Genomic DNA, 13,296 nt, shown 5'->3' with positions numbered 1-13,296 from the left:
GGATAGAAATAACTTCATATCCATTTTTTTCATGACAAAGAAAGCGATTAGGGGGATTTCTTTGTTCTGTTATGAAGGAAATGGTTCAAATAGGATTGAATACAATGAAAAAAACACTTTTAGCAGTAACGATTCCAGCGGTAATAATGGTATCAACCGTACAGGCAGCAACGATTTATCAAGCTGAAGATGGTTCTCATGTTGATGTGTATGGCCGTTTAGGGTTTAACATCACTGATCGTGATAACGATGGCGATAAATCTCATGTCGATGGCAATTTTGATGGTCGTATTGGTCTTGGTGGCTCACAAACTGTCAATGATAAGGTTTCTGTTATTGGTTGGGCAGAATACCAAGTCAATGCTGCTGAAGGTGCAAATGCAGGTAAAGGAAATGATAGCTTAAGTGCTCGTTATGTTTGGGCCGGTATTGATGCTTCTGAATACGGTAAAATTACCGGTGGTCGTGTAGCGTCTGGCTTGATTATGTTGACTGACATTGCTGATGTATTTGCAGCATCCGACGTAACCATTGGTCGTCAGGTGAGTGCGATTGATTCAACGGCAACTCAAGTATTTCGTCAAGATGGCACACTTCAATATCAAAACACTTTTGGTGCTCTAGACGTATCAGCGGCTTATATTTTAGGTAACAGCACTTCCGATCTAAAAACTGCTTACAATGGTGCGTTACGTTATACATTAGATCTAGGGAATGCAGGCAAGTTAGCGCCAGTGGTTGCTTATCAATATGATGAGACTGATAACAAAAATAACGATGCAAAAGATTATACATTCTGGGGTGTGGGTACTCGTTACTACATTGAGAAGTTAATGTTAGGCGCAATGTACTCTGAAGGCGAACTGGGTTTCTTCGATAGCCGTGAAAAGAGTAAAGATAAAGTTTATGAACTAACTGCAGTTTATGATTTAAATGACAGTTGGGCATTACGTGCTGGTTACCGCTCATTAGAAAACGAGGGTGGTGATGAAACTGAATACAAAGACACTACGCTAGAAGCACAATACAAGCTGACTGATCGCTCTTCTATCTTCACCAGTTATGTTTTCCGTGATGGTAAAAAAGGTAATGGCTCGATCCCATCCATTGATTGGAACGGTTGGAACAATCCAGAAGAAGACTATTTCCATGTGGGATTACGTTACGAGTTCTAATATTTAGCCTCGCATGATAAATAAGCCAGTGACGATATTTGTTGCTGGCTTTCCCTGTTTTTATAAGGTAATAAAAATGAAAAAAATGACACAGCTTGTTTATGCGACCTTATTTTTGAGCTCTTATGCGGTACAAGCCAATGTTAGCTTAGAAATGCCGGCCCATTTTTCTGTATTAGCGGCTCAGTCACAAGAGCTGAAAAAAGCCCAAAAGCAGATCAATTTAGCAGATGGTCAACAGCGAGTCTTAATCCGTTTTGAGAGTCCAAGAAATCCACATTCAACTGCGCAATCGATGGGATATATCCACTCTCAACCCTTGTTAGTATCCTTTTCTGCTCAGAATGATGCTATTAAACTCGTGGCTCCAAGAATTGATACGCCCCAAGAGATTGTGAAGTTTGCCAAAGCGCCGAAATTTGATCTTATTGATGGAAAGGGACAGTCCATTAAATATTCCGTAGAGACCATGAATTTTAGTGGTTCTCCATTACTTGCTGATTATAATGCGCTATTAGCTGAGTTCATTACTCCAAAAGCAGAACCAGTAACGGCGATGGGTTCTCAAAAAGCAATATCAGCCAGTCATAAAATAGCGGTAGCACCGATTGTCACATCAGCTACGATAGTGGGGTCTACATCTGTATCTGCTGCCAGCTCAAAAACAGTTATTCCAATTGAGGTTAGTAAACTATCACCAACTCAGCGTCAGGAATTATTAAGATCATTGTACCAACAAGCCGATGAAACTCAGCGAAAAGAATTTATGCGTTGGGCTCTTGGATTATAAAGAGAAAATACCCCCAAAAGTTCGATTATACTGTTGGGGGTAGCTGGTTTAATTGGCGCTGTGAGCTTTGTATTCAGCTTTATCTAAGCCATGTTTCTTCATGCGAAGATAGAGTTTTTTACGTGGTATTTGTAGATAAGCAGAAACATCATTGATACGCCCGGCAAATAGATATAACGCATCTTCAATAACTTGTTTTTCATAACCATCGATCAAATCATCAAGAGGGCTACTCATCTGCTCTAGAGGTTGCGAACGTTCTTGACCTGCCAGTTTTACAATGCCAATGGCATAGAGTTCTGCCACATTTTTAAGCTCTAAGACATTACCTGACCATTCATGACGATTTAGTGTATTGATATACGCTTTATCTACGGTTGGAATCGGTTTATTGAGCTTTAAGCAACTGAGTTTAAGAAAGTGCTTAAAGAGGGGCGTAATATCACAAGCTCGTTGTCTCAATGTTGGTAATGAAAAACGAACTTGGCTTAAAAAATAGAACAACTCAGGTACAAACTCTTCTTTTTCAACAAAGGGTTCTGCTAACCCTTCAACGATTGCTAATACGCGAGTTTCTTTTTTACCTAAACGTTCTTGCTCTAGTAATGTTCGACATAACCACTGCTGAATTTCAATTGGCATAAAGTGTGGGTTAGTCAAAATCAAACTACCACCGCGAGCTTGATTAATATGATGTTGCATCTCCATGGCATTTGTTATCGAACTGCCATTCACTTCGAGTAGTGGCCCTTCAGCAACATCACTATTTTTATGCAGTAATTTCGCTACAGAATGGCGGCCTGATCCTGTTTCACCTTCGATCAGCACATCTTTTCGGGTTGATGCAGCATTGGCAATTTGGTCTCGTATTTTTGCAATTAGCGGGCTGTCACCGAGAAGGGTGTCATTTGCTGCAAATTCTAATGTTTTTCGTTGCTCAATCACTTGTCGGCGCTGTGGAATAAATTTTTCTAACAGGGTAATTAACGCCATCGGTTGCAGCGGTTTTTCTAAGAAATCTGTGGCACCTTGACGAACCGCATCTACTGCCATTGGAATATCACCATGGCCGGTAATAATAATCACAGGCAGTTCTTTATCTTGTTGGTGCAGTTGTTTGAGCAGATCAATTCCACTAAGTCCTGGCATATACATATCGGTGACAACAACACCGGGCCAATTACGATTAATCATTGTAACGACTTGAGTGGGATCGCTGGTGGTTTTTACTTCAAATCCAGCTATCTCTAACATATCTTGATAGGCGTCGAGTACATCGTTATCGTCATCAACGACCAATACCTGAATATCATCACTCATTAACATAATGTTTTAACTCCAAAACGACCATTGCACCGTGGTTGAGATTTGATGCAAGGAAGATATCTCCATTTAGGCGGGTCATAATCGAGCGACAGATACTTAAGCCCAAACCTAATCCCACATCTTTGGTTGTGGTAAATGGAATAAATAATTTTTTTATAATGTCTTCGCCAAAGCCTGAGCCTGAATCGCTTACTGCTAATTTGATGGACTCGCTATCTTGCGATAGAAGAATAATATCAATGGAGCGGTGTTGATTTCTAGCGACAGCATCACAGCTATTGACTAATAAGTTAACCAGAACCTGTTCTAACTGAACTTGATCGGCAAATGCAAATAAACCGGATGGAACTAAGTTATTGATCACGGTCTGCTGCATTTTAGCTCGGCTCTCAACAATCATCATCGCTTGGCTTATCGATTCTTGCACATCCACATTAACCAACGCATTTCCAGCCGATTGTTTTTTGGAAAAACTCTTCAAGCTTGAGATTATACGCCCCATTCGTGATGTGAGGTTATCTACTTTATCTATCGTTGTGAGTAGTTTTGTATAATTTTCTCGTTCAATAGCCATTTTAGCGGTAAAAATATGCGTACTGATAGCCGATAAAGGTTGATTCAATTCATGGGCTAGCGAAGTCATTGTTTGGCCGACAACCGCCATTTTTGCGGCCTGAATTAACTCATCTTGGGTATTTCTTAAGTCCGCCTCAATGCGTTTTCTATCTTCAATCTCAGCTTTGAGTTGGCGATTACGATTGGTTAAAGAGAGGGTTTTTTCTTTAACCATACTCTCTAACCAGCGAGCAATATTTTCTTGTTCCGTAATATCGGTGATCGTTACGATAACTTTATCTTGGTTTCCCTGTTGAAATATCCGAAAGTCCAGTCGTAAGTAAGTTGTTTCATCAGAAATTTTCTGGCATATCGTCAGGTTACAAGCGCCTTGACTCAATAGAGGGCTGCTTGCATCAAAGAGAGCTTGTAAACGACCATGCATATCGTGTTTGAATAATCCCCAGATTTGAACTAGTGAATCATTATTGCCAAGTTGAAATAATTTTTGTGCGCTTGGGTTCATTGACTCGATGGTGCCAGATAAATTACACGTAATAATACTGGCCTGAGTATTGTTGATAAGACTTAACGCATTGGTCTTTTGCATTTCTTGCATTTGCTGGCAAAACAGACGTAAATTATTACCAATTAGACCGATCTCATCGTCTCCCGATACCTGTATTGGTGAATCTAATTTACCATCTGTTACAGCTCTTAAATCCTGACTCAATAAATTAAGTCGTTTAACGATTCCTTTTCCGACCAAGTAGATAGAGAGAATAATAGAGACAAAAATGGTTAGAAATACCACACCAAATAAAATGATATTGCTTAGAGTAATGGTATGGCGAGTCTCTTTATTAAGATGATTTAGATCGTTATCCGCCTGTGTCACCATAGTTTGAATCAGTTCTTCTTGATGGGTCATTTGACGGCCAATAGAACGTTGCAACTGGGTGATCTTTTTTGATAACTCAACGTCTTGACGTAGCTGCTTTTGCAAATCCCCTTGAGGGCTAGTCAATGTTATAAATTCTTTTAAGAGTTGGCGATAATTAGTCGTGGTTTGGTAATGAGCCAATTGTAGACTTAACCGAGTAATTTCTTTTATTTTGTAATCAATAAAGTAAAAAGCATTGCCTAAATCTCGTTGACGACGCTGCAAAATAATATCTTCGATTAACTGATGAAGTTCATTCTCTTTAATCGTAATGGCTTGAATTAATGAAAATTCAGTCATCACTTCAGCAAGTGCGCGATCTTGCTGAACAGCTGGCATCATACGTTTCAGTTGCCATTCCACATCTTGACGCAAAGGAGATAGTTCATCGATTAAATCTTGATGGAGCCATTTGATAGCATTTTGTGTCTGCTTGAGATTTGTTAGCACATCATTTCGCTGGGCTAACAAATTAATATAAACCGCAATATCTTGAGTAAGTAGCTCATGTTCTTGTTTTAATGTGACATGATTTTGTAATGAAATGGTTTTTTTTATTGCAGCCGTAATAGATTCAAGATGTTGATTAATTTCATTTTTTAATGCAGTAAATACGATAGGATCTTGGGTTAACTCAATTTCACTTAACCCCGATTGCAAACCAGCTGGCTTACGCTCAAGTTGATAGCTTACTTGGAGTGTAGGCATATTTTGATGGACAATTGTCTCTATTTGACGATTGAGCCGCTCCCAATTAGTTGCTGCAATTAAGCTCACCATAATAGTAAGAAAGGCCATAAACCCAATTGCTGATATAAGACGATTACCAATTGTTTTATTTGAGCGGCGAACACTCATTTTTTATCCTCTTAATTGAGATAATAACCTTTGACTAATAGCAATTGATTCTAGCAAATTGTTATGCATAGTATCACGCCATTGAGTGAGTGTTTTTTGAGTTGCTGTATCTTGTCTGCTAGGGGAGAGATACGCAAAATTTTTCGTCGCAGCATCCTGTGCTGATATTGGTGGTGTTGAAGCCAGTTGTTTCGCTTGCAAGTACACTTTTTGTTGAGCTGGTGTCAGTTCTTTTTGGTACTTTTCAATATTATGCAGTAGCCGCCACGCTTGATTTAAACTGGTTAATTGATAACTGATAGTTTGATCAAACAGATATTTGACCAGTAAATCTCGTTGCTTCATTAAGGATAGTCTAAGCGGTTCGGGCAGCTCAGGTCGTGTCATTTTATCATCAATGGCGTATTTATTGATAAGAGATTTGAGTTCACGTTGCGTAGAAGCCGATAGAACATAGTTGATAAACTCAAGCGTATACTTATTTGGTGTTGAATGCTTGATTCCAGCAATAAAACTTGGCAATCGAGGCGTATTTTTCTGGTAATGGAATTCAATAAAAGGAAACTGCTTTTGATATTCAAAGGCGAAGCTATCTAATACCGGACCAACGCCCGCTGTACCTTGAGATACCATATCACTGACACCATAACTACGGGCGGCAATCTGCTTAGTATTTCCTGCTATTTGGTAAAGTAATGCCCAGCCTTTATCCCATCCATAGTGCTGTAAAATACTCTCCACCATAAAATGTGTGGTAATTGAGCGACTTGGGCTACCAATTGCAACATGACCTGCATACATAGGATCCGTTAGCATTTCCCAAGATGTTGGGGCTGGAAGCTGGTGGGAACTTAAATAATCTTGATTGGCGATAAAGCCATATCCAGAGTAACCGAAGATTGCAATGTTCGGATCTGGATATTGGAAAAATGCGTATTTACCCTGTTTACTCTGTAAGGACTGAGGCAAAGGGAGTAATTCATGATTTTTAATCAATGGGGTGAAGATTATTCGTGATGAAGAGACAATAACATCAATGTGTCGTCTGCTTTGGGTTATTTGACGCAGAGCTGCAGATTCACGACGTGAGAGTACATCGATTTCCAGATCTGGGTGCTGTTGCTGAAATTGCCAAATTAATGGTGCAATAGTGGATTCTGTAAATGTTGTAAGAATCGTAAGCTGTTGCGCTTTTGCGGTATAAGCGAAACAGAACAGAATAAAAAGTAGTAAATATCGCATCATAAAATATGACTGTATCCCAAATACGGCGGAATTTTGTTATGCAAAAAGTAGTTTATACCTATTTTGTATAGTTTGGGGAATGTATTCTTAATTGATAATGGTTGAGGATATGGTTTTTAATGATATTTTTGCGATGTATGTGTCACTTTTGACAAAAAAAGCCAAGAGTATGAATCTTGACTTTTTCAGGTTTTGTCTAAATTTCAAACGACTTATGCGCTAAAAATTTGTTGAATCTCACTTGCCGATAAGTGGTATTGACGTGGGCAGTTGCGCCAAGTCTGTAGCATACGCTTATATTTTTCTAGCATAGGAACTTGGCTATTGAAGTGGTGCTCTGCTTTATCAAACTGAGGATATAGGCCTTCTTCATCCGTTAGGAATCGCACGTAATGAACCAGTTGAGCTTCTGATGCTGCATCGAATCCTAAAAATTGTAGACGGCGGTGATCCACTTGCTGTTGGTGAGCGGCATCAAGCATTTTATAAGACTCTTGTAGCGCGTGATACATTTCCATAAAGTCGATTACACGGCGACATTCTTCTTCAGATAACTCACCAAAATCTTTATTTAATTCACGCATCTGTAGTGCATAGCCACGCTCTACAATGGTTTGTAGACGGTGATATTTAGCCGCATTATCAGGATCCATCTGCGCCATTAATGTGTATTGATTTGAAAGAATCAGACGTTGAGCGTTAGTCATTTCCATGTGAATTAGCCTTAAATTGTATTTTTATCTGTCTTGAGATTAGCCAGTTTATGATTAAAAAAAATTGATCTGACGACGACCTGATAACAATTTTAAGCGAAATAGCATCAATCGCCTATCTTTTATCCTAATTGCTGAGGATTTAGTTCTTAGATGGAATCTATAACCGCCTGTTTTGAAAGGTTATTTAATCGAAGCGTAAAAAAAGCCAAACGGAAAATCTTGGCTTCATTATCTGACTAATTAGCTGATTTCGTGACTTGGCCTAATTATTGGGTCTAGCTACTTGGTTTAGCCACTTAAGCTTAGGTATATAGCGAGTAAACGGTTAGTAAAAGCTTAGCTTAATCCAACAATGTTTCCGTCAGCATCTAGATCTAGATTCATATACGCAGGCTTTTCTGGTAGGCCAGGCATAGTCATCACATTGCCACATAGTGCGTAGACAAATCCTGCGCCTGCACACAATTTTAATTCTCTTACTGGAACAACAAAATCGGTTGGTGCACCTTTAATAGCAGGGTCGGTCGTAATAGACAGTGGCGTTTTAGCCATACAAACGGCCAGATTATCAAACCCTTGTGCTTTAAATTGAGCCAGTTGTTGTTTGGCTAAATCAGAGAGCTCAATCGCTTGAGCGCCGTAACCGACTTCTGCCACACACATAAGTTTTTCTTCTAATGATTGCTCTAAACAGTAGAGTGGGGCGAAGTTTGCCGGCGTCTGGCAGGCCTTGACCACAGCATGAGCAAGTTCTATTGCGCCGTCGCCACCTTTAGCAAAGGCTTCACTTAGAGCAACATCGACATGAACATTAAATTCAGTATTTAGAATCATCTCTTTAAGCTGAGAGAGCTCTTCATCACTGTCTTGTGGGAAGCGGTTAATCGCAACCACTACAGGAACCCCATATTTGGCTGCATTGTTAATATGCCAGCGCAGATTGTCAAATCCAGCAGTTAAGGCCTTATTATCAGGAGCAAAAATAGCATCTGGTAGAGGTTGGCCAGGGCGAAGATCGTAAAGGCCTGAGTTGGCTTTTAACCCTCGAAGTGTTGCAACGACAACGGCACAGTCAGGGCCTCGTTTTGCCTGTTGGGCTTTAATATTACACGCTTTCTCAAAGCCCATGTCGGAGCCAAAACCACCTTCTGTTACAACAAAATCGGCCAGTTTTAGACCAATTTTATCGGCAATAATTGATGAATTTCCATGGGCAATATTAGCAAACGGTCCGGCATGAATTAAGGTCGGTACACCTTCTAAGGTTTGCATTAAGGTTGGTTCAATCGCTTCACACATGGTAACAGCCATTGCCCCTGCAACTTGTAGATCTTCTGCCGTAACGGGATTTCCGTCAAGATCATAGGCAAGCACGATTTTTCCGATACGTGCGCGCATATCCGCTAAGTCATTAGAAAGTGCCAAAATAGCCATTAACTCTGACGCTGCTGAAATATCAAAGCCATCATGACGCTCAATACCATTAATATCTTTACCCGGTTCGTTTTGACCAATAGTGATCATGCGAAGAGCGCGATCATTGTGGTCCATCACACGCTTCCAGACGATACGAACAATATCAATACGCAGTGCAGGTAACCCTGTTTTTTCGCTAAATAGATCATAGCCAAGACGCTGTTCGTGGTATAAGCGGGCATCAAGAGCGGCAGCTGCTAAGTTGTGAGCTGCTGTCACGGCATGGATATCCCCAGTAAGATGAAGATTCAGCTTCTCCATAGGTGCGACCTGGCTATAACCACCACCTGCAGCCCCCCCTTTAACCCCAAAGACTGGCCCCATTGATGGCTGACGAATACAAGCTATAACAGATTGATTGATCTTCGCCAAGCCTTGGGCTAAACCAATTGTAGTTACCGTTTTTCCTTCGCCTAGAGGGGTTGGTGTAATGGCGGTAACAAGGACTAACTTACCCTCTGGCTTATTTGCCAAACGGTTTAAAATCGCAGGCTTTACTTTGGCCTTTAATGTTCCTTGAGGCGTCAGATCTTGTGGTTCGATGCCAGCTTGTTGGGCGATTAGATCAATTGGAGTGAGAATTGTCTCACGGCAAATTTGAATATCACTTTTCATTAAGGCGCATCCTTATGAGAGTAACGGCATCGAAAAATCGTTGCTGCAAGTTAAAAGCGGATTGGTGGTTAATGCTATATTTTGCGATATTTTCAATTACGCAAACGTTTGCGCTGTGTTTATACCATAATTTTATCATGGATAAATAGGAAAAATACGCAATAAGTAGGGAGTTTTTATAGAAATAAAAGAAGGTGTGTAAATCCAGTAGGTTAGAAAAGGAAAAATATTTTTGTACGGTATACATAATTGAATGTAAAAAAGATATATCGAATTTTGCAAACATCTTTTTCATATTCTGTTGTGGTTTTTTGATTTAAATCAATTTATCGTGACGGGTTATAAATTTATAAAAATATCGCCAAAAAAGGAAACATCATGACAGAGCAAGAACCCGTCACAAAAATTCAACATACTGCTCCTATCTCTATCGGTATTATGGCTATTCTGGTTGCGTTTGTTGTGATCATGATTTCAGCTAATACCCACCCATTTTAAGTTGCCATTTTATATCGTGAACCAACTCATACAAAAAGAGCGCAACAGCGCTCTTTTTATTATGCGATTGATCAAACTAAGCCAATTACTCGTACTTAGTACATCACTTTACGTTCTGGGTTGTAACTTTGGATGATCTCTTTGATCTTTTCCATAGTCTCTTTCTTCGGTGGTTTTACACCTTTTAGAGGGTAATCAAAGCCCATTGCTTCCCACTTATGTTCGCCAAGTTGGTGATAAGGCAGCAACTCAACTTTCTCGATGTTATCCATATCTTGGATAAATTCCCCCAGTAAATGAGCAGAACGTTCATCATCGGTATAGCCAGGAACAATCACATAACGGATCCATGTTTTTTGACCGCGCTGATGTAAGTAATGAGCAAAATCTAATACACGTTTATTGGGTACACCAACTAGCTCACGGTGAATGCTATCATCCAGTTGTTTTAGATCTAGCATCACCAAATCAGTATCATCTAATACTTCATCAACAACATCGGTATGCTTACGAATGTAGCCATTGGTATCAAGACAAGTATGAATACCTTCAGCGTGAGCTGCACGGAAGAAATCTCGTACAAATTCAGGTTGTAACATGGCTTCACCGCCTGATGCTGTCACGCCACCACCTGAAGAGTTCATAAAGAAGCGATAAGACTTAGCTTCGGCAATAAGTTCGTCTACAGTAATCTCTTTGCCATCATCTAGATCCCAAGTATCTCGGTTATGACAATATTGGCAGCGCATTAAGCAGCCTTGTAGAAACACGATAAAACGGATACCTGGGCCATCAACGGTTCCGCAAGATTCGAAAGAGTGAATTCGACCTTTTACTGACATTGCTTAATCTCTCCGCATTGTGCGATTTATTATGAGGATATTTTATTACAAGTTACTTATTTAACCTAGTCTTAGCCATACTTATATTTATCAATCCCTAGTTTAAATAAAACTTTAACTATATGTTTTTATTTTATATTTGTATCGCTATTGATGTGAGATGAAACAAAATACTGCATGAATGAAATATCTTAATGGATAAAAAAACAACACTTTTAATCTCTGTTTACCATTGATGAACTTTCTAATCCTCTGAGTATGAGTGTTATACTTGTCACAATTTCTTCTATTTAATATATGTAAATAATCATGACGTCAGCCTCTGAATTATCGACAACGCCATTAGGCCACATTTCAAATTGTATTGAGCTTCTTGCTCCAGCTAAAAATGCCGATTTTGGTATTGAAGCGATTAAGCACGGTGCCGATGCGGTTTACATTGGTGGTCCTGCCTTTGGTGCTCGCGCCGCGGCTGGAAACAGTATTGAAGATATCCAGCGTTTGTGTGAATTTGCTCATAGATACCATGCTCAGGTATTTGTTGCTCTTAATACGATTTTGTCTGACAGTGAATTAGCTCAGGCAGAGCAGTTGATTTGGGATATCTATCATGCAGGCGCTGATGCTCTGATTGTGCAGGATATGGGTATTCTTCAACTGAATCTCCCACCTCTGGCTTTGCACGCGAGTACGCAAATTGATAACCGCGATAAAGAAAAGGCCGAATTTTTAGAGCAGGTGGGTTTTACTCAGGTTGTGTTAGCTCGTGAATTAAGCTTACCTCAAATTTATGACATCGCAGCTCATACTAATATGCAAATTGAATTTTTTATTCATGGTGCGCTTTGTGTGAGTTACAGCGGTCAATGTTATATCAGCCATGCATTTACTAACCGCAGTGCAAACCGTGGTTCTTGTTCTCAAATGTGTCGTCTGCCTTGTAATTTAAAGACTCGTCAGGGAGAAGTATTAGCTGAGAATCAACACTTGTTGTCACTTAAAGATAATAACCAGACTGCCAATCTAGAAGCGCTTATCGATGCGGGTGTGCGCTCATTTAAAATTGAAGGTCGCCTAAAAGATCTCAGTTATGTGAAAAACGTTACTGCACACTATAGTCGTGAATTAGACGCCATTATGGCTCGTCGTCCTGAGTTATATTCCTCTTCTCACGGTCGAGTCGAAACCAATTTTAATGCCGACCCTGATAAAAGCTTTAACCGTGGTAAAACAGATTATTTTGTTCAAGAGCGAAATGCGGGGATTAGTGATTTTCGCACGCCAAAATACCTAGGACAAAAAGCAGGTAAAGTCCGGTTGGTGGGTAAAGACTTTATTGAACTCGATTCTGATCTTGAATTTAATAATGGTGATGGTATCGCATACTTTAGCCAGAATTACCTTAAAGTTCAGCAAAGTGATGACAAGCTTCAGGGGATCCGCGTTAACCGAGCTGACGGTAACCGTTTATATTTTGCCCAAATGCCAAAAGATCTCAAAGTAGGTATGGTGGTTTACCGCAACTTTGATAAGGCCTTTGAAGATCTGTTGGCAAAAGATTCAAGTCGTCGTCGTATCGGTGTGAGCATGATATTAGCAGATAGTCATCGAGGCTTGATGCTGACACTAACAGATGACTATGGTTTTTCTGCCCAAGTCGAGTTTGAGTGTGAGAAAACACCAGCTAATGATGCTGAAAAAACCTTAGCCAATATTCGTAAGCAACTAAATAAATTGGGCAATACCGATTTTGAAGCGCGTGATATTCAAGTGAAGACAAGTCAGATGTGGTTTACGCCAGCATCGGTATTAAATGGTCTTCGTCGAGATGGTATTGCTGCTTTAGAACAGGCGCGTTTTGAAGGTTATCAACGTCCGGCGCCTGGTAAATACAATCCTGATGTTGAGTTTCCTAAGCGTCATTTGAGTTATTTAGGCAATGTTGCTAATACCTCTGCCAAAGCGTTTTATCAGCAGCACGGGGTTATTGAAGTTGAAGATGCTTACGAGCTTAATAAAGTGTATGAAGATGTTCCACTAATGATCACCAAGCATTGTCTTCGCTTTAGCTTTAACCAGTGTCCTAAGCAAGTTGAAGGAATTAAAGCTGAGCCTATGATTCTTGAAATGGGCGGAGAAACGTTGAAACTGGTGTTTGACTGCTTGAAGTGTGAAATGAAGGTTGTAGGGCACAATAAGCAATAGATTTTTGATAAGGGAAGATAGGGAAGAGAAGGGTGATAAGGGAAAAGAAGGA

9 protein-coding genes are annotated in these 13,296 nt (G+C 39.9%); 3 read left to right on the top strand and 6 right to left on the bottom strand.

The features are described from left to right. Positions 1 to 104: 104 nt before the first annotated feature. Positions 105 to 1,175 carry a porin gene (locus CTN07_RS15050; RefSeq protein ID WP_036763382.1) on the top strand — a complete coding sequence of 357 codons (1,071 nt, stop codon included), beginning with the start codon at positions 105 to 107 and terminating at the stop codon, positions 1,173 to 1,175. A gap of 76 nt (positions 1,176 to 1,251) precedes the next feature. After that, a complete protein-coding gene (locus tag CTN07_RS15045; RefSeq protein WP_005298119.1) occupies positions 1,252 to 1,965 on the top strand; it encodes a DUF2057 domain-containing protein in 714 nt (237 codons plus the stop codon). Positions 1,966 to 2,013: 48 nt separating this feature from the next. Here CTN07_RS15045 and CTN07_RS15040 read toward each other — a convergent pair whose 3' ends face one another. The 6 genes from CTN07_RS15040 to pflA form a co-directional block, all read right to left on the bottom strand. Continuing rightward, positions 2,014 to 3,291, bottom strand: a complete 1,278-nt coding sequence (locus CTN07_RS15040) for a sigma-54-dependent transcriptional regulator (protein ID WP_005298121.1) — start codon at positions 3,289 to 3,291, stop codon at positions 2,014 to 2,016. Then, complete coding sequence (locus tag CTN07_RS15035) at positions 3,278 to 5,647, bottom strand: ATP-binding protein (RefSeq protein WP_005298123.1); 2,370 nt, start codon at positions 5,645 to 5,647, stop codon at positions 3,278 to 3,280. The genes CTN07_RS15040 and CTN07_RS15035 overlap by 14 nt, the downstream gene beginning before the upstream one ends. A gap of 3 nt (positions 5,648 to 5,650) precedes the next feature. Further along, positions 5,651 to 6,892 (bottom strand): ABC transporter substrate-binding protein, encoded by a 1,242-nt coding sequence (locus CTN07_RS15030; RefSeq protein ID WP_005298124.1) that lies wholly within the window; start codon positions 6,890 to 6,892, stop codon positions 5,651 to 5,653. Between the two features lie 212 nt (positions 6,893 to 7,104). Continuing rightward, positions 7,105 to 7,605, bottom strand: a complete 501-nt coding sequence (locus CTN07_RS15025) for a YfbU family protein (protein ID WP_005298125.1) — start codon at positions 7,603 to 7,605, stop codon at positions 7,105 to 7,107. Between the two features lie 339 nt (positions 7,606 to 7,944). Then, entirely contained in the window at positions 7,945 to 9,699 is a 1,755-nt protein-coding gene (locus tag CTN07_RS15020; protein WP_005298126.1) for a formate--tetrahydrofolate ligase, read from the bottom strand. A 593-nt stretch (positions 9,700 to 10,292) separates the two neighbouring features. Continuing rightward, the gene (gene pflA, locus CTN07_RS15015; RefSeq protein ID WP_036763387.1) at positions 10,293 to 11,039 is read right to left on the bottom strand and encodes a pyruvate formate lyase 1-activating protein; all 747 of its coding nucleotides are present in this window, start codon (positions 11,037 to 11,039) and stop codon (positions 10,293 to 10,295) included. A 309-nt stretch (positions 11,040 to 11,348) separates the two neighbouring features. Between pflA and CTN07_RS15010 the strand changes: the two genes are divergently transcribed. Continuing rightward, positions 11,349 to 13,244: a peptidase U32 family protein gene (locus CTN07_RS15010; protein ID WP_005298129.1), complete on the top strand. Its 1,896-nt coding sequence runs from the start codon at positions 11,349 to 11,351 to the stop codon at positions 13,242 to 13,244. The last annotated feature ends 52 nt before the right edge of the window (positions 13,245 to 13,296 follow it).

The sequence above is a fragment of the Photobacterium damselae genome, assembly GCF_003026815.1.
Lineage (GTDB): Bacteria > Pseudomonadota > Gammaproteobacteria > Enterobacterales > Vibrionaceae > Photobacterium > Photobacterium damselae.
This window is presented reverse-complemented; position numbering and strand designations above follow the sequence as displayed.